19 protein-coding genes are annotated in these 18,981 nt (G+C 70.5%); 9 read left to right on the top strand and 10 right to left on the bottom strand.

The annotated features are described in order from the left end of the window. The first annotated feature begins 55 nt into the window (after window positions 1-55). The 4 genes from msrA (at window position 56) to AC07FA_RS13090 (ending at window position 4,340) form a co-directional block, all read left to right on the top strand. The gene (gene msrA, locus AC07FA_RS13105; protein ID WP_479075245.1) at window positions 56-757 is read left to right on the top strand and encodes a peptide-methionine (S)-S-oxide reductase MsrA; all 702 of its coding nucleotides are present in this window, start codon (window positions 56-58) and stop codon (window positions 755-757) included. Window positions 758-1,024: 267 nt separating this feature from the next. Continuing rightward, window positions 1,025-1,465, top strand: coding sequence for a hypothetical protein (locus AC07FA_RS13100; RefSeq protein ID WP_479075244.1), 441 nt, complete (start codon window positions 1,025-1,027; stop codon window positions 1,463-1,465). Between the two features lie 36 nt (window positions 1,466-1,501). Then, the gene (locus AC07FA_RS13095) at window positions 1,502-3,643 is read left to right on the top strand and encodes a hypothetical protein (RefSeq protein WP_479075243.1); all 2,142 of its coding nucleotides are present in this window, start codon (window positions 1,502-1,504) and stop codon (window positions 3,641-3,643) included. A 34-nt stretch (window positions 3,644-3,677) separates the two neighbouring features. Then, on the top strand, window positions 3,678-4,340 hold the full coding sequence (locus tag AC07FA_RS13090) for a hypothetical protein (protein ID WP_479075242.1): 663 nt from the start codon (window positions 3,678-3,680) through the stop codon (window positions 4,338-4,340). Between the two features lie 5 nt (window positions 4,341-4,345). Here the strand turns inward: AC07FA_RS13090 and AC07FA_RS13085 are convergent, their stop codons facing one another. Beyond that, the gene (locus AC07FA_RS13085; RefSeq protein ID WP_479075241.1) at window positions 4,346-4,768 is read right to left on the bottom strand and encodes a helix-turn-helix domain-containing protein; all 423 of its coding nucleotides are present in this window, start codon (window positions 4,766-4,768) and stop codon (window positions 4,346-4,348) included. A 117-nt stretch (window positions 4,769-4,885) separates the two neighbouring features. Between AC07FA_RS13085 and AC07FA_RS13080 the strand changes: the two genes are divergently transcribed. Both AC07FA_RS13080 and AC07FA_RS13075 read left to right on the top strand, forming a co-directional pair. Continuing rightward, window positions 4,886-5,374: an N-acetyltransferase family protein gene (locus AC07FA_RS13080; RefSeq protein WP_479075240.1), complete on the top strand. Its 489-nt coding sequence runs from the start codon at window positions 4,886-4,888 to the stop codon at window positions 5,372-5,374. A 94-nt stretch (window positions 5,375-5,468) separates the two neighbouring features. Next, entirely contained in the window at window positions 5,469-6,035 is a 567-nt protein-coding gene (locus AC07FA_RS13075) for an RDD family protein (protein ID WP_479075238.1), read from the top strand. Window positions 6,036-6,064: 29 nt separating this feature from the next. On the opposite strand, the gene AC07FA_RS13070 is transcribed toward AC07FA_RS13075, so the two are convergent. The 4 genes from AC07FA_RS13070 to AC07FA_RS13055 all read right to left on the bottom strand — a co-directional run bounded on the left by AC07FA_RS13070 (window position 6,065) and on the right by AC07FA_RS13055 (window position 10,366). After that, a complete protein-coding gene (locus AC07FA_RS13070) occupies window positions 6,065-6,748 on the bottom strand; it encodes an ABC transporter ATP-binding protein (RefSeq protein WP_479075236.1) in 684 nt (227 codons plus the stop codon). 47 nt (window positions 6,749-6,795) lie between these two features. Beyond that, a complete protein-coding gene (locus AC07FA_RS13065) occupies window positions 6,796-8,247 on the bottom strand; it encodes an ABC transporter permease (RefSeq protein ID WP_479075235.1) in 1,452 nt (483 codons plus the stop codon). 168 nt (window positions 8,248-8,415) lie between these two features. Beyond that, the gene (locus AC07FA_RS13060; RefSeq protein WP_479075234.1) at window positions 8,416-9,681 is read right to left on the bottom strand and encodes a L,D-transpeptidase; all 1,266 of its coding nucleotides are present in this window, start codon (window positions 9,679-9,681) and stop codon (window positions 8,416-8,418) included. A gap of 241 nt (window positions 9,682-9,922) precedes the next feature. Further along, window positions 9,923-10,366, bottom strand: coding sequence for a hypothetical protein (locus tag AC07FA_RS13055; protein WP_479075232.1), 444 nt, complete (start codon window positions 10,364-10,366; stop codon window positions 9,923-9,925). A 108-nt stretch (window positions 10,367-10,474) separates the two neighbouring features. On the opposite strand from AC07FA_RS13055, the gene AC07FA_RS13050 reads away from it, so the two are divergent. Further along, window positions 10,475-10,774 (top strand): hypothetical protein, encoded by a 300-nt coding sequence (locus AC07FA_RS13050; RefSeq protein WP_479075231.1) that lies wholly within the window; start codon window positions 10,475-10,477, stop codon window positions 10,772-10,774. A gap of 4 nt (window positions 10,775-10,778) precedes the next feature. On the opposite strand, the gene hutH is transcribed toward AC07FA_RS13050, so the two are convergent. From hutH to AC07FA_RS13025, 5 genes are all read right to left on the bottom strand, one after another. Beyond that, the gene (hutH, locus tag AC07FA_RS13045) at window positions 10,779-12,329 is read right to left on the bottom strand and encodes a histidine ammonia-lyase (RefSeq protein WP_479075230.1); all 1,551 of its coding nucleotides are present in this window, start codon (window positions 12,327-12,329) and stop codon (window positions 10,779-10,781) included. 89 nt (window positions 12,330-12,418) lie between these two features. Beyond that, entirely contained in the window at window positions 12,419-13,573 is a 1,155-nt protein-coding gene (locus AC07FA_RS13040) for a GGDEF domain-containing protein (RefSeq protein ID WP_479075228.1), read from the bottom strand. Window positions 13,574-13,694: 121 nt separating this feature from the next. Beyond that, window positions 13,695-14,507: an enoyl-CoA hydratase/isomerase family protein gene (locus AC07FA_RS13035; protein WP_479075227.1), complete on the bottom strand. Its 813-nt coding sequence runs from the start codon at window positions 14,505-14,507 to the stop codon at window positions 13,695-13,697. A 98-nt stretch (window positions 14,508-14,605) separates the two neighbouring features. Then, a complete protein-coding gene (locus tag AC07FA_RS13030) occupies window positions 14,606-15,808 on the bottom strand; it encodes an adenylate/guanylate cyclase domain-containing protein (RefSeq protein WP_479075226.1) in 1,203 nt (400 codons plus the stop codon). 148 nt (window positions 15,809-15,956) lie between these two features. After that, window positions 15,957-16,817, bottom strand: coding sequence for a biotin--[acetyl-CoA-carboxylase] ligase (locus AC07FA_RS13025; RefSeq protein ID WP_479075224.1), 861 nt, complete (start codon window positions 16,815-16,817; stop codon window positions 15,957-15,959). Window positions 16,818-17,017: 200 nt separating this feature from the next. Between AC07FA_RS13025 and AC07FA_RS13020 the strand changes: the two genes are divergently transcribed. Both AC07FA_RS13020 and AC07FA_RS13015 read left to right on the top strand, forming a co-directional pair. Further along, on the top strand, window positions 17,018-18,607 hold the full coding sequence (locus AC07FA_RS13020; protein WP_479075222.1) for an acyl-CoA carboxylase subunit beta: 1,590 nt from the start codon (window positions 17,018-17,020) through the stop codon (window positions 18,605-18,607). Window positions 18,608-18,621: 14 nt separating this feature from the next. Further along, on the top strand, window positions 18,622-18,828 hold the full coding sequence (locus tag AC07FA_RS13015) for an acyl-CoA carboxylase subunit epsilon (RefSeq protein WP_328905491.1): 207 nt from the start codon (window positions 18,622-18,624) through the stop codon (window positions 18,826-18,828). Window positions 18,829-18,981 lie beyond the last annotated feature (153 nt).

The raw sequence follows: 18,981 nt of genomic DNA, 5'->3' as shown, positions 1-18,981 counted from the left end.
CGGCGTCCCGCTCGTGTTGTAAGGACTGCACACCCAGCCCCGGAGGAGCCCCCGCATGTTCCTGAATCACCGCACCCCCCAGCTCCCCACCCCCGAGGAGGCGCTGCGCGGCCGTCCCACCCCCGAATTCACGGTCCCTTCCCGCCACACGGTCCTCGGCAACCCCCTGGTGGGCCCGTATCCGCAGGGCCTGGAGGTCGCCGACTTCGCACTGGGCTGTTTCTGGGGGGCCGAGCGCAAGTTCTGGCAGACGGAGGGCGTGTGGACGACCCTGGTCGGCTACCAGGGCGGATACACGGAGAATCCGTCGTACGAGGAGACCTGCTCGGGTCTGACCGGTCACACGGAGGCGGTCCGCGTCGTCTTCGACCCGAAGACCGTTTCGTACGCCGAGCTCCTGAAGCTCTTCTGGGAGTCCCACAACCCGACCCAGGGCTTCCGCCAGGGCAATGACGTGGGTACGCAGTACCGCTCGGCGATCTACACCCACTCCCCCGAGCAGGCCGAGGCGGCGGCCGCCTCCCGCGAGGCGTACCAGCAGGTCCTGACGGGCGCCGGCTTCCGCGAGATCACGACGGAGATCCTTCCGGCGGAGGGCCGCACGTTCTGGCCCGCGGAGGCGTACCACCAGCAGTACCTGGACAAGAACCCGGACGGCTACTGCGGTATCGGCGGTACGGGCGCGAAGCTGAGTGCCCCCTCGGAGACGAACTGGGGCCGCTCCTGCCCGACGGGAATCGCCCCCGCGCCCGAATAGGGTCCGCAGCGGCTGCCCGCCCCCCTCGCCGTGCCCAATTCGTGAACGGACAGCACTCATTGCGTGTGCAACCCGAGAGTTTGCGCACCCGCGCCCGCTGACTAAAGTGGATCACGAAGACGTACGTCGACGGGGGGACCCTGACGTCGGGGGCACGCCGCCGGATTCGGTGGGCCCCTGCACCGATATTTCCCTCAGCAACTGGGCCCCGGGAGTCGCTCACCGCGACGCCCGGGGCCTCAGTCAGGCTTCAACAAGGGGGAACAGGTGTCGTTCGACGAGGAATGGGCTCGGCAGAAGCAGGCCGTCTCGGAGCAGCAGTCGTCACACACGCGGCTGAACCAGCTTCCGGCCGATGGCTCGGGACCGACGGGGCCGACGGGTTCCACGCCGGACCTGGCCACGGCCCCCGCCGCGAAGAAGAAGGCGGCGAACGCCATCGAGACCAAGCTGGAGCCCGGGACCAAGCAGGCCGCCGACGCGGCCGACGAGTCCACCCGTAAGGCGATCACCGAGTTCAGCGACTGGGACACCGGAGCCGGCCTGAAGAAGGCCCACGCGCACTGGGACACCCAGGTGAAGCGGCTCATGGGACGGCTGAACAGCGAGAAGAACAGCCTGCGGAGCACGTCGACGCTGTTCACCAACCAGGACATATCCACGGGGCAGGGTTTCATCCCGTTGCAGTCCCGAGTGTCCGGAATCTAAGAGCGTTCACGACTTTCCGGCATTCGAGGGGGAACCATGCCCAGCTATTACGAGATCCTGCACGTCAAATTCTCCGAGCTCACCACGGCCGCGGACGGCTGGAAGGACATGGCCGGCAAGCTGAAGAAGCTTGAGGACATGTACGCGGAAGAGGTGCAGAGCGTCACCAAGGGCGACAAATGGCTCGGGGAGTGCGCGTCGATCGCCGCCCCCAATTTCGCGGTGACCCGCGGCCAGTACGACGCGGCGCAGAAGGAAGCCCTCGCCATGGAGTCGCTGCTCCGGGACGCCCACGGGCAGTTCACCGACCTCAAGGCGAAGGTGGAATCCGCTGTCGCGGACGCGGTCAAGGCCGGGATGAAGGTCTCCGACAGCGGCGTGGCGAGTTACGACTACAGCAAGGTGGACGCGAAGACGGCGAACAGCGTCCGTCACGACCCTGATCTTAGAAACGTCGAGATGTCCTACACCAGCAATATCGGTGCTGCGGTGAAGGCGGTCAACGAATTCGACCAGGACGTCAAGGTCGCCCTGCTGAACGCCTCCGGCGCCGATGGCACGGCGCCCTTCGGCTTCAACGCCAAGCCGGTCGGGGACGTCGAGGCCGTGGAGGCGCTCGCCCTGACCGAGAAGGTCAAGTCCGGCGAGGCCTCGGACAAGGAACTGCAGCACTATCGCGATGTCATGCGCGAGAACGCCAAGGACAAGAACTTCAGCGAGGCGTACCTGCACGCGCTCGGCGCAGAGGACACGGTGCGGATCGCTGACCGGATGCACCTCGCGGCGAGCGATTCGGGCGTGTCGGCGAGCGACAAGAAGCTCTACAACTCGATCTCCGAAAGCCTCGCCAACACCGTCGCCTCCGGCACCAAGGACCCGAACAGTTACGCCTACAAGCCCTTCGTCGACGGGCTGAAGGGGGTGGGTCCGGACCGGATCGACAAGGGAGTATCGGTCACGTCCGGCTACCAGGCGTTCGTGACGCTGCTGAAGCACGGGGACGGATACGGCAAGGAATTCCTCAATGACGTCGGCGACGACATCATCAAGAACGAGGACCCGGACCGGCGTGCGCACGCCTTCGACGCGACCCGCCCCGGTCTTTCCATCGACCCGCTGGACGACCTGCTCGGCATCATGAGCAAGGACCCGGAATCGGCGGAGTACTTCCTCGACCCCAAGGCGGAGGGGAACAAGAACGACCACCTGGAATACCTGCTCAACAAGCGCGAGTGGCCGTACGACAGCGTTCTGGCGCCCGGCGGGGCGACCATGGACGTACCCGATCCGGACAAGGCCGCGGGCCTGGGAGCCGCCATCGAGGCCGCCTCCACCGGCCACGAGCCGGGCGGCAAGCCCGGCGAACCCGGTCCGCACTCCGAGGGCCAGGCACGCGTCATGCACAACGCCATCCGGTTCCTGGACAAGGACGCGGGCGGCGACGAGTTCCCGAAGGACCTGGAGAACATCCGCCAGCCGATGGCGAGGGCGCTCACCGACTACGTGGCGGACACGCACATCATTCTGAACGGCCAGGAGTCGGCGTACGGCGGGATCGCGGGCCAGGATTCCATCAACGGGTCGGGCGACAAGTCCCATCTCGCCGTGGGGCAGGGCAGCCTTGTCCGTGTCATGCGCGGTATCGCGGAAGACGCGCCATCCTTTGCCCTGCTGTACGAGACCGAGCGGGCCTACGTCGCTGACGAGCTCGCCACGGCTCCCCCGTACACCGGCGACAAGACGCATGGTGCCAGCGCGGACTGGGACCATCGCGGCAGTCAGATCGGTGGCGCCATGGGCGCGCTCAACGGTATCGGCGCCGACGTGTACGACGACAAGGAGAAGGACCAGGCGGAGTGGGCCGAAGACACCGCCGCGTATTCGGCCGCCGGAGCGAATGGTCTCATCGGTGAGGTCCCGGTCCTCGGCACCGTGGGCGGTTCGATCATCGACGCGGTCGCCTACGACTGGACCAAGGATGTCGTCGACGCGGCGGAGGCCCAGGGCAAGAAGGACGCGAGCGACAACTTCGCCGTGGGCATGGACGGCACCAACAAGATCATCGACAAGTGGGGCGAAGACAATGGCATTTCGGATTCGGGGGCTTTCAAGTCGGCGAGGGACAATGTGCGCGACGGCCACGACGCCGGGCGAAATGCGGCCCTCACGCACCTCTGATCCGAAAGTCCGCCGGTCGCTGAAGGCATGCGCCGTGTTCGCCGCACTCGCGCTGACTGCGCCCGCCTGCACGTCGGAGGAGCCTGAGCCGCCGGTCAGTCGCCCCTGCGAGGTCGCCCCCAGCACCCGCGAGGGAAAGCTCGTACGGCAGTTGCTCGATACGGATCAGTTCCGGACCAGGACCGAGAAGGCCACCCCCGACCTCGCCGAAGGGCTGAAGGAGGAGTTGCGGGCGCGCGAGGAGCCGGGACGCACGGAGTACCGGACGCCGATGTGCTCGTTCTCCCTGACCTACCCGAGGGGCACCGGAAGCGACACCCTGAGCGTCGATTTCCACTGGACGTCCCGGGAGAGCCCGAAGGGCTCAGGACGTCCCGGGGACACTCACGCCTACTACAACATCAACGGCCTCTACGGGGAGTCCGACGAAACGCTGTCCACGCTTCGGATGCGGTGCACCCTGCCCGGGAAACTGAGCAGACTCTCGCAGCAGAACCTCCTCGTCGCGGACGTCGCGAACACGGCGTACGTCGGCACGGCGGTGAAGCAGGAGGTACGGGACCGCCAGATCCACTTCCTGTACCTCCTGGCACGGCAGGCCACGGACGCCCTCGGCTGCGAGAACGATCCGCTCGGGAAGGACCCCGTGATCAAGGGGTACGAGACCCCCGAGGAAGCCGCGAACGCCCCCCGGTAGCCCCGTCAGGCCGCCAGACGCACCTCGCCCTGGCGCGGGGACTGCCGTGCCAGGCGCGAGGGTGCGCCGGGGCGGCGGACCGGCGCCAGATCGGCCCGGGACAGGCGGATCAGCTCGCGGTGGGACAGGGCCAGGAGATCGGCGAGGCCGAGACCGAGGGCGTGGGCGGCTGCCGCCAGCACCTCGGACGACGGTTCCTTCAGGCCCCGTTCCAGCTCCGAGAGGTACGGCATCGAGATCCGCGCCGCATCGGCCACGTCCTTCAGCGTGCGCTCCTGGGCCTGCCGCTCACGGCGCAGGACGTCACCGACGACGTGCCGCAGAAGCGGCTCCTTGGCGACGGGGGCGGGGGCCGGGGCCGGGGCCGGTGTGCCGCCGACCGGGCGCAGGGGAATGACGCGGGCGTGGTTCGACTCGTGGCTGCTCACCTCCCCAGCCTAGGAGGCCCGGCCCCGGCACGTCGGCCGAAGCGTTCCGCCTCCCGCGAAATCCCGTTCCACGGGGTCGCTTCCCCGACTACCGGACAGGTGTGCGAGATTGACCGGATGAACAACCAGGATTCCCAGCGCATCGCGCTGCGCCGCGCCCGCACCGAGGACGGGGCGGCGGTGGCGGAGGTCTATCTGCGGTCCTTCGACGCCGCACTGCCGACCGTGCGCCGTGCCCATGACGACGACGGTGTACGGGCGTTCTTCCGCGATGTCGTCGTGGTGCACCACGAGACCTGGGTGGCCGACGACGACGGCACCGTGGTCGGGATGATGGTGCTGGAGGAGGGCCGGATCGAGCAGCTCTATCTGGCCCCCGACCGCCGTGGGCACGGTCTCGGCGACCGCTTCGTACAGCTCGCCAAGGAACGCAGCCCGCAGGGACTGGAGTTGTGGACCTTCCAGGTCAACACTCCCGCGCACCGCTTCTACGAGCGGCACGGCTTCGCGGCGGCGGAACGGACGGACGGTTCGGACAACGAGGAGCGGGAGCCGGACATCCGCTATGTGTGGAAGGGAGACGCGACAGCGGACGATCGGCCATGATGCCGTAATGAGCGCGCCACGGGGGGCCAGTCATCGTCAACCGCCTTACAGGCAACGGTCGTTGTACGGCAGGCGACGGCCCGGAGTCGCTCCGGTGAGCCGGGCCGCGCCCCCCGGGCCGTACGACCGGCGGCGCCCGCCCGGCACGTACGGACCGTTACGCCCGCCGCCGCGCATCCCCTCCGGCGCCGGGGACATGCGGCGGTATCTCGCGGTCGCGGTCGACTGCTATCTGTGCCTGCTGGCCGCCGGGCTGCTGGCCCGGCCCCACGTGCACACCTCCGACGCGGGCCGGGCCCTCCCGCTGCTTCTGGCCTTCGCGCTCGTGCTCTCGTTCGTCAACCAGGTGCTCCTGACCCTGGCGGTCCGGGCCAGCGCGGGCAAACTGGTCATGGGGGTACGGGTCGTCAGGATGCCCGGGGTCGACCGGCCCGGGCTCGGCCCCCTCGTGCGGCGCTGGGTCCACGGACTGTTCTGGGCACCGCTGCAACCCTGGCGCCGGCTGCGCTCGCTCCCCCGCCGCGCCGCCCGGGACGGCACCGAAGGCCCGCTCCGTGGCAGCGAGGGCGGAGATCCGTACGAGGACGTGGCGGGGCTCCGGCAGGTGCGGCGGGCGGACCTGGTGGCGTACCGGGCCGCCGTCGCCGGACGGGCGGTCTGAGGCCCGGCCGCCCGGCGAGCGACCACGGTTCAGGCGGCGGCGTTCTCCGTCACGGTGACGCGGCCCTTGCGGATCGTGGCCAGCCTCGGCGCCTTGCGGGCCAGGGCGCTGTCGTGCGTGACCATGATGAAGGTCAGCCCGTGCTCCTTCCACAGCCCGTCGAGCACCTCCATGATCTCGTCGCGCATGGACTCGTCGAGATTGCCGGTGGGCTCGTCGGCGAGCAGCACCTTGGGCCGCTTCACCAGTGCCCGCGCGATCGCGACGCGCTGCTGCTGGCCACCGGACATCTCGCCCGGCAGATGGGTCGGACGGTCCCCGAGGCCCACCGATTCGAGCGCCTCCGCCGCCCGCTCCCTGCGGGTCCTCGCCCCGAGCCCCAGCGGGACGAGTGCGGTCTCGACGTTCTCCTGCGCGGTGAGCGTGGGGATCAGGTTGAAGCTCTGGAAGACGAAGCCGATGGACTCCGCCCGCACCTTGGTGAGCCGCGCCTCCGGCAGTTTCGCCAGGTCGACCCCGTCGAGTTCGACGGAACCCTCGGTCGGCCGGTCCAGGCCGCCGAGCATCTGGAGGAGGGTGGACTTGCCGCCGCCGGTCGGGCCCTGGATGACGAGCCTGCCGCCGTCCTCGATGGTCAGGTCGACCCCGTCGAGCGCGTTGACCGTGGTCTTGCCACGCCGGTAGCGCTTGGTGACGCCTCTGAGCTGGTACACGTGTGGACTCCTGCTGTACGTACGGACGTTGGATTCGGGTACGGGCGCTACTCGACGCGGCGCAGGGCGTCGGCCGGACGGAGCCGGGAGGCGCGCCAGCCGCCGAAGGCCCCCGCGACGAGTCCGCCCGCCACCGCCAGTCCGACGGCGGCGAGGATGACGAAGAGGGAGACCGGCGCGGTCAGCGCGATGTCGAGGGCCCTGGACGCGGTCTGACGGCCGGGACCGCCGCCCATGGGTCCGCCGCCTGCCATCCCGCCTCCGCCGCCCGAGGAGCCGAGCTGGGCGGTGAGGGTGGGGCTGATGGCGGTCACGAGGTACGCGCCGCCGAGCCCGACGGCGATGCCGAGGACCCCGCCCAAGAGGCCGTTGACGAGGGCCTCGCCGACCACCTGCCGGGTGACGCGGCCGCTCGTCCAGCCGAGCGCCTTGAGGGTGCCGAACTCCCGTACGCGACGGCTGACCGCCGAGGAGGTGAGCAGACCGGCGACCAGGAACGCCGCGATCAGTACGGCGATGGAGAGCCACTTGCCGACGCTGGAGGCCAGGTCGGACGCGGTGGCGAGGGAGCCTGACACGGTGTCGGCCAGGTCCGCGGAGGTGGTGACCGTGGTGCCGGAGATGTTCTTCTGGATGGCGGACTTCACGGCGTCGATCTGCTGCGAATCGGCGGCCTTCACATAGACCGTGGTGACCTTGCCCTTGGAGGCGGCCAGGGTCTGCGCCTGCTTCAGGGGGACGTAGACGTTGGCGGCCGCGTCGCCGCTGTCCGCCGTCGAGACACCGATGATCGTGTACGTGGCGCCGGAGATCTTCACGGTCTTGTCGACCGCGAGCTTCTTCTCCTTGGCGTACGAGGCGTCGACGACGGCGACCTTCGCGTCCGTCTCGGCGGCCTTGAAGGTACGCCCCGTGGTGATCCTGGAGGAGGTCAGCGGGCCCAGGTCCTGCTGGGTGACGTCCGTGCCGTACACGGTGAAGGAGTTGACGTCGAAGGAGGCACCGCCGCCCCGCACCTCGCCCTGCGGCCGGCCCGCGCCGCCCCCGGGCCCGGTCCTGCTGTCCTGCGCGCCCTCGTCCTGCTTGAACTCGCCGCGCTTGAACTGGCCGTCGACCTTCATCACGGTCAGGCTCAGCCCGCCGACGGCGTCGGCCACGCCGCTCTGCTCAGCGACCTCGTCGACGGTGGTGGCGGCCAGGGTCTGGAAGCCCTGGACCATGACCCGGTCGGTGCTCTGCGTCGAGTCGTCGTCCTTCGCGTCGAATTCGAACCTGGGGCGCTCACTCGTGGAGCCCGGTGCGGCGGCGGCCTTGGTGACGGTCATGTCCGTGCCGAGGCCGTACAGCGATTCCAGGACCTTGTCCTGGGCTCTGGTCATGCCGGTGGACACCGAGCTGACGACGATGACCAGCGCGATTCCCAGGGCGAGCCCCGAGGCGACGACCAGCGCCGCCTTTCTGCGGCGGCGCAGCTCGCGCCGGAGGTAGGTGAAGAACATGGCGCGAAGCTATGGAGCGGGAGTGATGGTGGGTTAAGGCCCCGATGAGAGCCGCATGAGAACCTCCACGGGCGCCCGACACCCGTGGGTGAGCGCGGATACGCCGAAGGCGGCGGCACCGGGTGTCCGGGTGCCGCCGCCTTCGTACGGGGGAGATGTGAGGAGGGATCAGGCCTGCGAGCCGGCCGTCCACTCGGCCCAGCTCATGTTCCAGCCGTTGAGTCCGTTGTCCGGGGTGATGGTCTTGTCGGGGGAGTTCTTGACGATGACCACGTCGCCGATCATGGAGTTGTTGAAGAACCAGGCGGCCGGCGCGTTCGGGTCGCCCGCGCCCTTCACGTCGGCGAGGCCCACACAGCCGTGGCTGGTGTTGGCGCTGCCGAACATCGACTTGGCACCCCAGTAGTTGCCGTGGATGAAGGTGCCCGACGTGGAGAGACGCATGGCGTGCGGCACGTCCTTGATGTCGTACTCGCCCTTGCCGTCGTCGTCCGTGAAGCCGACCGTCGCACCGTCCATCCGGGTCTCCTTGAACTTCTCGGAGATCACCATCTGGCCGTTGTACGTCGGGTTGTCCGACGAACCGGCCGAGATCGGGATGGTCTTGATGGTCTTGCCGTCCTGGGTGACGGTCATCGTCTTCGTCTGGACGTCGACCGTCGAGACCTGGTTGCGGCCGACCTTGAAGGTGACCGTCTTCTGCTGCACACCGAAGACGCCGTCCGCGCCCTCGACGCCGTCGAGCTCCAGCTTCAGCGTGACGGTCGAGCCGCCCTGCCAGTAGTCCTCGGGGCGCAGGTCGAGGCGCTGCGAGTTGAACCAGTGTCCGACGACCTGCTGGCCGCTGCTGGACGTGACGGTGATGCCGTCCTGGACGGCCTTGCGGTCGGTGATCGCCTTGTTGAAGTTGATCGAGACCGGCATGCCGACGCCGACGGTGGAGCCGTCCTCGGGGGTGAAGTTGCCGATGAAGCTGTTGTCGGGCGAGACGGTGGTGAAGGAGCTGTTCTCGTGGGCCTCACGGCCCTTGGAGTCCGTCGCCGTGGCATTGATCTTGTACGTGGTCGAGCGCTCGAGCTGGGCGCTGGGCACCCAGCTCGTGCCGTCGGCGGCGAGGGTGCCCTCGACGCTCTGGCCGGCCGACGTGGTCATGGTGACCTCGGTCAGCTTGCCCTTGGTGACGGTGACCTTGGCGTCCTTGTTGATGCTCGCGTTGGTGGCACCGTTCTTCGGCGCGATCGTTATCTGCGCCTCCGAGGTTTCCTTGGCCGCCGCTTCGTCCACCTGAGCCTGCGACTTCTTCGAGCTCTCCGCACTCGGGGCGTTCTTGCCTTCGTCGCTACAGGCCGAAAGCACCAGTACGCCGCCGAGCAGTGCGGACACGGCCGCGAGGCCCCTGCGCCGCTTGCTGTCCGTCATCACACGCTTCTCCATCGTTGCCGATTCCCCAAATCCCCGAACGGGTCCGCCGGGACGGCGTTACCCCGTCAATGTTCCAAGAACACCCGGAACGGGTGGTCGGTTCCACATCCACGGAGGATGTGGGGAACACCACTCACCGACGCGGCGACGGCGCCGCCGGTTCCCGCCGCCGGACCCGTATGCGCCTGCCGGCACACGGCCGGCCCCGGTCCGCCGCCGAACGCGGTCCGGGGCCGGCTCTCACCTCTCCGGCCTACCGTTCCACGCCGGCACGCTCGCCGTCGCTGCCCCCATTGTCCTCGACCTCGCCGCCCTCACCGGCACCCTCGAATCCGTAGCCGCTCTCGTCGTCGTCCTCGCCGCCGTCCCAGTCCTCGGACCAGTCCTCGGCGTCGGGGTCGTAGTCGACGGTCTCACTGCTCCAGGACGCCTGGGCGAGTTCCACCCCGGGCACCTCGCTGACCAGGTCGAAGGGGTCGACGAGTGAAGCAATGGCCTCAGCACCGTCTTCCCGGACAGTGGCCTCGGCATGCGTGCGCTCCTCGGCGGATTCGCCCGGGCCGAGCTCGATGCCCGCCGCGCCGTACTCGGCGGCGATGCCCTGCAGGGCGCTGCCGGTCAGGGCCTCGGCGTCGGTGATCTCCAGCACCATCTCCACGCGAAGCCGAACAAACCTGGATGTCTCTGAAGTGGTCATAGGCGGGAGCGTAAGGCTCCTGGAGTCCCTGGCTTTCCCACGACCCGCTGCTTTGCTTAGCATCGGCGCACGGGGCTAACTGATGGTTGTCGCAAGGGGATCGATTCTGTGTCCATCGCTCGTCGCACGCTGCTGACCACCACCGCCGCGGGCACCCTGCTCTGCGCTCTGTGGTTCGTCCCCTCCGCCAACGCGACCGGCGAAAGCCACGCGCGCGGTGCCGCCGCGAACTCCGCACCGGATCAGCCCACCGGGCAGGCCGGAGCGGAGCCCGTGCTCGCCGACACCGGTGCGGGGGTCGACACCACCCCGTATCTGATCGGCGGCACGGCGTTCCTGCTGATCGGCGCGGGTTTCGTCACCTACTCGGTCCGGACGGGCCCGCTCGGGGGCCCGTCCGGGGGATGAGCTCCTAGGCCAGCGGGCCGGTGACCGGCTCCACCGCCGCGACCAGCTTTCCCTCGCGTACGAAGGTGTCGGCGCCGGCCAGGTCGGGGGCGAGGAATCGGTCGGGTCCCGGACCCTCGACCCCGGCCGCGCGCAGGGCCTCGATCGCGGCGAGCGAGGCGGGCGCGGGGGTCAGCCCCTGGGCCGCGCGCAGTTCGACGGCGCGGGTCGCCGCGTACATCTCGACGGCGACGATCCTGGCCAGGTTGGTGACGGCGGTACGGAGCTTGCGCGCCGCCGACCAGCCCATGGAGACGTGGTCCTCCTGCATCGCGGAGGACGGGATGGAGTCGGCGGACGCCGGGACGGCGAGCCGCTTCATCTCGCTGACGAGGGCGGCCTGCGTGTACTGGGCGATCATCAGCCCGGAGTCGACCCCGGCGTCGTCGGCCAGGAACGGCGGCAGCCCGTGCGAACGGTTCTTGTCCAGGAGCCGGTCGGTGCGGCGCTCGCAGATCGAGCCGAGGTCGGCGGCGACGATCGCCAGGAAGTCGAGTACGTACGCGACGGGCGCGCCGTGGAAGTTCCCGTTGGACTCGACCCGGCCGTCCCGCAGCACCACGGGGTTGTCGACGGCGGAGGCCAGCTCGCGCTCGGCGACCACGGCGGCGTACGCGAGGGTGTCGCGTCCCGCGCCGTTGACCTGCGGGGCGCAGCGCACGGAGTAGGCGTCCTGGACGCGGGGCGCGTCGTCCTGATGGTGACCGGTGAGACCGGACCCGGCGAGCACCCGCAGCATGTTGTCGGCGCTGGCGCCCTGGCCGGGGTGCGGGCGGATGGCGTGCAGCTCGGGGGCGAGGACCTTGTCCGTGCCGAGCAGCGCCTCCAGGGAGAGGGCGGCGGTGATGTCGGCCGAGGTGTAGAGGTTCTTGAGGTCGGCGAGGGCCATCACGAGCATGCCGAGCATGCCGTCGGTGCCGTTCAGGAGGGCCAGGCCCTCCTTCTCGCGCAGTTCGACGGGGGTGATGCCGTGGGCGGCGAGGAGCTCGCCCGCGGGGCGTACGACGCCGTCGGGGCCCTCCGCGTCGCCCTCGCCCATCAGGGTCAGGGCGCAGTGCGAGAGCGGGGCGAGGTCGCCGGAGCAGCCGAGGGAGCCGTATTCGTGGACGACGGGGGTGATGCCCGCGTTCAGCACGTCGGCCATGGTCTGCGCGACCTCGGGGCGTACGCCGGTGTGTCCGGAGGCGACGGTCTTCAGCCGCAGGAACATCAGGGCGCGCACGACCTCGCGCTCGACGCGGGGGCCCATGCCGGCCGCGTGCGAGCGCACGATGTTGCGCTGGAGCTGGGCGCGGAGCTCGGGGCTGATGTGGCGGCTGGCGAGGGCGCCGAAGCCGGTGGAGACGCCGTAGACCGGCTCGGGCTTGGCGGCGAGCGCGTCCACGATCTCGCGGGCGGCGGCAAGCGCGTCCACGGCTGCGGCCGAGAGCTCGACGCGGGCACCCGCGCGGGCCACGGCGATGACGTCCTCGGCGGTGGTACCGGACGTCCCCACCACGACTGTATGCATATCCATATTCAGAAGCGTACGGATTGAATCTCTCCATGTCACTAGGTGGCATGTCACCAGTGGTCATCCAGTTGACCCCTTACCCCTCCTCACCCTCAGGGACGGCTGCCGCGCAGCCTGCGCCGGTCGTGGGCCGACTTCGGCGGGGAGTCGGCGAGCCGGATCACCTCGCCGTCGCGCCCGGCCACCACCGGCTTGGAGGAACGGGCCGCCTTCGCCCGGTACTGCGCGGCGTCGGCCAGCCGGAAGAGCCTGCGCGCCGAGCGCAGCGGACCGATGGGGTCACCGGTCGACGCGACCCCGCACGCGACGCCGTCACCGAGTTCGAGCACGGCCGCCCGGTCACAGAGTTCCGTGGCCACCCTGACCACGTCGTCCGCCCCGGGACCGAGGGTCAGCAGGCAGAACTCGTCACCGCCCAGACGCGCGGCCAGGGCTCCGGGCAGCATCGCACCGCACAGGGACAGCACGGAGCCGAAACGTTCCAGCAGACGGTCACCGACCTCGTGCCCATGCGTGTCGTTGACCGCCTTCAGGCCGTTCAGATCGCAGACGACCAGGCTCACCACGGCGCCGTCGGTCCGATGCTGCTCCACCGCCTCGTCGAGCCGGATGTCGACGGCCCTGCGGTTCGCGAGGCCGGTGAGCGGATCGGTGAAGGCCAGCTTGCGGACCTCCTCCAGCCGCTCCGTCTGAGCGATCCCCGCCGCGACGACGGCGGCCAGGACGGTCGCGAAGTCGGCGTCGCTCCGGTCGAACACCGGCCGCCCCGCCGAGCGTGCGACGTACAGCTCCCCCCAGGCCCGCCCGTGCAGCACGATCGGCGCCACCACGCAGCAGCCCCGCCCGCGCCGGCGCAGGGCTGCGACCCGCTGGTGACAGAACGGACGCGCACCCCGCGCCGGGGCCCCCTCGGCCGGGGAGCCGTCGGCGGTCTCCACCCAGGCGTCCGGCTCGCCGCCGCCCGCCCAGCGTTCATGGAGGAACTCGGTGATCTCCGGGAACTGGTGCACGGGATACGCCTCTTCCTCGGGGAACTCCTCCTCCCCCTCGGCCCGTTCGCCCGCGTTCACCAGCACCCGCAGCCGTCCGCGATCGCGCTCCCACACGGAGAGCGCGGCGAAGCTGCCGTCCAGCGCCTCGCACGCTCTCAGCGCCGCCGCACGCCAGGAGTCCCGCGGGGTGTACGCCGCGGCCATCGACTGCGCAAGCGAAACCACGGCCCGTAGCCGCGCATCATCACCACCCATCGCTCCAGCTTATGTAGGTTTGTAATGGTTTGATCAGTTTGCGCCTTGGGGGATCCCCGGTGCGCCCCGGACCTGCGGCCCACCGTCACCCACGGTCACCTGATGCCCTGCGCGGCGCCGCTCACTCCCCGGGCCAGTTCGGCTTCCGCTTCTCGTTGAAGGCGGCCACGCCCTCCGCGCGGTCCCCGGAGAAGGCCACCGACCGCCAGGCCGCGTCCTCCACCTCCAGCCCCGCTCGCAGATCGAGCCCGTGCCCCAGCCGCAGCGCCCGCTTGGCCGCGCGCAGCCCCACGGGCGAGTTGGCGGCGATCCGCCCGCCGAGCGCCAGCGCCTCGTCACGGTCCCGGCCCGCCTCGACCAGTTCGTCCACGAGCCCCAGCTCCCGCGCCTCGGCCGCCTCCACCCGCCGTGCGGTGAAGACGAGCTCGGCGGCGCGGGCCGCACCGACCCGGCGAGGCAGCAGCTGCGTACCGCCGCCGCCCGGAATGACTCCGACCGACACCTCGGGCAGCCCCACGACCGCCGTGCGGTCGGCCACGATCAGATCGCAGGCGAGCGCCAGCTCGAAGCCGCCACCGAGCGCGTAGCCGTGCACCGCGGCGATCGTCGGCATCGGCAGTTCCAGTACGCCGGTGTAGGCGGCGCGGGCGGTGGGCCGCTGCCGCACCAGCTCGGCGTCGGTGAAGGAGTTGCGCTCCTTGAGGTCCGCGCCCACGCAGAAGGCCCGCTCGTGGCTGGAGGTGAGCACGGTGACCCGTACCCCGCTGTCCGCGCCGAGCGCCGCGCAGGCGGCTCCGATCGAACGGGCCATGTCCGTGGACACGGCGTTCATCGCCTTGGGCCGGTCGAGCACCAGCTCGGCCACGTGCTCCTGGCCCGCATGGCGCCGCACGACGACGAACTCCCCGAACCGCTGCTCGGACGTGACGGTCATGACTGCACCCCTCCGGTGAACGAGCTCGACGTTAACGAGCGTTACCGGGCGATCCTAGAGCGCACCCGTCCCCAGGCATATGGGAGTCGCGGGGTCCGTCAGGACGAGGAACCCGGCGTGCCGCGCCGCGCCAGCAGCCACGGCTCCACGACGCCGAGCCCGCGCACCGGCCGCTGCCACATCGGCTGGAGGCCGAAGCGGTAGCGGGGCGGGGCGGGCTCGTCCGGCTCCCGGCCCTCCTTCTCGGCCAGCCGGGCCCGCTCGGCGGCGGCCGCCGCCTCCTCGGCCGCCTGCGCCTCGGACGCGGGAGCGTCACCGGTCCGCGTGAGCTCCTTGGCGAACGCCCCGTCGACGAGGACGGCGTCCTTCGGAGCTATCGAGGTGAGCCGGCTGGCGAGATTCACCGTGGTGCCGAAGACATCGCCCATCCGGGTGGTGACCGTGCCGAAGGCGATGCCGACGCGCAGCGCGGGCATCGTCTCGTTCTCGGCCATCGCCTCGACCAGCCGGAGCGCTATCTCGGCCGCCGTTCCCGCGTCGTCGGCGGCGAAGAGCACCTCGTCGCCGAGTGTCTTGATGAGCCGTCCGCCGTGGGCGGCGACCAGGTCGGCTGCGGTCGTCTCGAACGCCTCGACGAGCTCGCCGAGCGCCTCCTCCTCCAGCCGTCGCGTCAGCCGGGTGAAACCGACCAGGTCCGCGAAGCCGACGGCCAGCCGGCGGTCGACCATCTCCTCGTCGTCGGCGGCCTGCACGACCCGGCCCGTCGCGGCGGCGAGCTGCCGCCGCCACACGTACACCAGGAACTCCTCCAGCTCGGGCAGGAGCAGCTCGACCAGCGGATACGTGACCTCGGTACGGGTCATCCCGGGCTCGGGGGGCTCGGTCAGCCCCTCCAGGAAGGAATCGATCTGCCATTCCGCCAGCCGGGCGGTGGTCTGCCCGGTGGAGCGCGCCACCTGGATCGCCATCGGCTCGCTGAGCAGCCCCGCCTCGACGAGTCCGGCGAGGCGGCGCAGTGCCAGCACGTCGGCCTCGGTGAGCGCCTTGGCCTGTCCGATGTCGGCGAATCCCATGGCGCGCCAGAACCTGGACGCCAGGTCCATGGAGACGCCCGCGGTACGGGCCGCCTGGAACGGCGTGTACCGGCGGTCGGCCCCCAGGATCAGCTGTTCCAGCCGGATCGCGAGGGGGTCGTCGGTCGGCTCCGCCGTGTGGTCGACTTCGTGATGCGGTGTCGCGTGGACCGAGGAGTCCGACGGGGGCTCCTCGCCCGCGCCGGACGTCGTGTCGTCGACGGTCACCAGCCGCCTCCTGCCCGTTCCCTGCGCACTGCCCTGCCGATCTGTCGCTGGATCGCCTCAACGATACGGCAGGTGTGCCCTACCTCACGTCGCCCGGGCCGTGGCCGCCGAACATGTCACCGGAGTGCGCCCGGCAGCCGTTTTGTCCTCAATCGCCTGACGGGCTCGACAACAGATGCACGATGTCGCCCGCCGACACCGGTTCCTGGAGCCCGTCGCCCGTGGCCAGCACCAGGCGCCCGTCCCCGTCGATCGCGACGGCCTCGCCGACGACGGAACGGTCGCCCGGCATTTCCGCCCGTACGGTCCGGTCCAGCGTCGCGCAGCCCGCCGCGTACGCCGCCTGGAGGCCGCTCGCCGAGGCGTCCCCGTCCGCCGCGCGCCACCTCTCGTACCACTCCTCCAGCGCCCGCAGGACGGCCCGCAGGGGCGTCTCCCGATCGGTGGAGACCGCCCCGGCCAGGGCGAGCGAACCCGCCGTCGGGACGGGCAGCTCGTCCGCGCGCAGCGAGACGTTGAGCCCGATCCCGATGACGACGCCCTCGCCCGCGCGCTCGGCGAGGATGCCGCCGGTCTTGCGTTCCGCGCCGTCGATCGTGACCAGGAGGTCGTTGGGCCATTTCAGTGCCGTGTCCACGCCCGCCGACTGCGCGAGGGCGGTCGCCGTCGCGACCCCGGCGAGCAGGGGCAGCCACCCCCAGCGGTGCACGGGCACGTCCCCGGGAGTCAGGTAGACGGAGAAGAACAGTCCCGAACGCGGCGGTGCCGTCCAGGTCCGGTCGAGCCTGCCGCGCCCCGCCGTCTGCTCCTCGGCGACCAGCACGGTGCCCTCGGCCGTCGCCTCCGGGCGTGCGGCGAGATCGGAGTTGGTCGAGCCGGTCGTCTCCACCACGTCGACCGAGCTCCACAACGAGCCCGGCCGAAGCAGCCCGCGGCGCAGCGCGGCGACGTTCAGGGGCGGCCGGTCCAGGTCCGACCAGCGGTTGTGTGACGCATCGGAAGGTGTCATGCAAGCCACCCTAGGTGTGGGAAACGACGCACTGCCGAACGGTAGCCGCGCCGATACGCTACGAGTCAGTAGCAACCCCGGCCGTCGAGCCCGTGCGCCTGTCGACCTCGCGTCCCCCACGCGGTCGCGCACGTCCCGGCCGAGCACCCGCTGCTGAACGTTCTAGCCGTCCCCGTGACCAGGCAGGGAGCCGCCACCCGATGTCCGAGCCGCAGAGCGACATCCACACCACCGCGGGCAAGATCGCGGACCTGCAGCGACGTATTGACGAAGCCACGCACGCAGGCTCCGCACGCGCCGTGGAGAAGCAGCACGCCAAGGGCAAGCTGACCGCCCGCGAGCGGGTCGATCTCCTCCTCGACGAGGGTTCCTTCGTCGAGCTCGACGAGTTCGCCCGCCACCGGTCCACCAACTTCGGCATCGAGAAGAACCGCCCGTACGGAGACGGCGTCGTCACCGGCTACGGAACGGTCGACGGCCGGCCCGTGTGCGTGTACTCGCAGGATTTCACGATCTTCGGCGGCTCGCTCGGCGAGGTCTACGGCGAGAAAATCGTCAAGGTGATGGACTTCGCGATGAAGACCGGCTGCCCGGTCATCGGCATCAACGACGGCGGCGGTGCCCGCATCCAGGAGGGCGTGGCCGCTCTCGGGCTGTTCGCGGAGATCTTCCGCCGCAACGTCCACGCCTCCGGGGTGATCCCGCAGATCTCGCTGATCGTCGGACCGTGCGCGGGCGGCGCGGTCTACTCCCCCGCGATCACCGACTTCACGGTCATGGTCGACCAGACCTCGCACATGTTCATCACCGGCCCCGACGTCATCAAGACCGTCACGGGTGAGGACGTCGGCTTCGAGGAACTGGGCGGCGCCCGTACGCACAACGCCACCTCCGGTGTGGCGCACCACATGGCGGGTGACGAGAAGGACGCCATCGAGTACGTCAAGTCCCTGCTCTCCTACCTCCCCTCCAACAACCTCTCCGAGGCCCCCGCGTTCCCCGAGGAGGCGGACCTGGAGACGACGGACGAGGACCGCGAGCTCGACACGCTCATCCCGGACTCCGCGAACCAGCCCTACGACATGCACACCGCGATCGAGCACGTGCTGGACGAGGGCGAGTTCCTGGAGACGCAGGCCCTGTTCGCGCCGAACATCATCACCGGCTTCGGGCGCGTCGAGGGCCACCCGGTCGGCATCGTCGCCAACCAGCCGATGCAGTTCGCGGGCTGTCTGGACATCAACGCGAGCGAGAAGGCCGCGCGCTTCGTGCGGACCTGCGACGCGTTCAACGTCCCCGTCCTGACCTTCGTCGACGTCCCCGGCTTCCTGCCGGGCGTCGACCAGGAGTACGGCGGGATCATCCGCCGCGGCGCCAAGCTGATCTACGCCTACGCCGAGGCCACCGTCCCGCTGATCACGGTCATCACCCGCAAGGCGTTCGGCGGCGCGTACGACGTCATGGGTTCCAAGCACCTGGGCGCCGACCTCAACCTGGCCTGGCCCACCGCACAGATCGCGGTCATGGGCGCGCAGGGCGCGGTCAACATCCTGCACCGCCGCACCATCGCGGCGGTCACGGACCCCGACGAGGCGGAGGCCACCCGCGCCGAGCTGATCGCCGACTACGAGGACGCCCTCCTCAACCCGTACGTCGCCGCCGAACGCGGCTACGTCGACGCGGTGATCATGCCCTCCGACACCCGCGCCCACATCGTCAGGGGCCTGCGCCAGCTCCGTACCAAGCGGGAAGCGCTGCCCCCGAAGAAGCACGGCAACATCCCCCTCTAGAGAGGACCCAGGCCATGATCAAGGTCGTACGGGGAAATCCGACCCCGGAGGAGCTGGCCGCCGCACTCGCGGTGGTCCAGGCGCGCGCCGCGGCGACGGCCGCCGTCCCGTCCGGCGCGCCGGTACCGCCCGAACAGTGGTCCGATCCCGGACGCATCGCGCGCCGGGGTGCGCTCCGGCCCGGTCCTCGCTCCTGGGCTCGGACGTACTGGCCCGTCTGAGCACCCGCGCACCGCGGGCGCGTCCATACCGCTGTGGGGGGGGGGGGGGGGGGGGTGGGGGGGGGGGGGGGGGCGGGGGGGGGGGGGGGGGGGGGGTGGGGGGGGGGGGGGGGGGGGGGGGGTGTGGGGGGGGGGGGGGGGGGGGGTTTGTTC

Source organism: Streptomyces sp. NPDC045968 (genome assembly GCF_056430475.1).
Note: the sequence above shows the minus strand (reverse complement) of the source record. Positions and strands in the feature narration are given on the sequence as shown.

Bases quoted from the DNA above. Each gene is read 5' to 3' on its own strand.
- msrA (WP_479075245.1), top strand. From the start codon at position 56: ATGTTCCTGAATCACCGCACCCCCCAGCTCCCCACCCCCGAGGAGGCG.
- AC07FA_RS13095 (WP_479075243.1), top strand. From the start codon at position 1,502: ATGCCCAGCTATTACGAGATCCTGCACGTCAAATTCTCCGAGCTCACC.
- AC07FA_RS13080 (WP_479075240.1), top strand. From the start codon at position 4,886: ATGAACAACCAGGATTCCCAGCGCATCGCGCTGCGCCGCGCCCGCACC.
- AC07FA_RS13065 (WP_479075235.1), bottom strand. From the start codon at position 8,247: ATGTTCTTCACCTACCTCCGGCGCGAGCTGCGCCGCCGCAGAAAGGCG.
- AC07FA_RS13060 (WP_479075234.1), bottom strand. From the start codon at position 9,681: ATGGAGAAGCGTGTGATGACGGACAGCAAGCGGCGCAGGGGCCTCGCG.
- AC07FA_RS13055 (WP_479075232.1), bottom strand. From the start codon at position 10,366: ATGACCACTTCAGAGACATCCAGGTTTGTTCGGCTTCGCGTGGAGATG.
- hutH (WP_479075230.1), bottom strand. From the start codon at position 12,329: ATGGATATGCATACAGTCGTGGTGGGGACGTCCGGTACCACCGCCGAG.
- AC07FA_RS13040 (WP_479075228.1), bottom strand. From the start codon at position 13,573: ATGGGTGGTGATGATGCGCGGCTACGGGCCGTGGTTTCGCTTGCGCAG.
- AC07FA_RS13035 (WP_479075227.1), bottom strand. From the start codon at position 14,507: ATGACCGTCACGTCCGAGCAGCGGTTCGGGGAGTTCGTCGTCGTGCGG.
- AC07FA_RS13025 (WP_479075224.1), bottom strand. From the start codon at position 16,817: ATGACACCTTCCGATGCGTCACACAACCGCTGGTCGGACCTGGACCGG.
- AC07FA_RS13020 (WP_479075222.1), top strand. From the start codon at position 17,018: ATGTCCGAGCCGCAGAGCGACATCCACACCACCGCGGGCAAGATCGCG.
- AC07FA_RS13015 (WP_328905491.1), top strand. From the start codon at position 18,622: ATGATCAAGGTCGTACGGGGAAATCCGACCCCGGAGGAGCTGGCCGCC.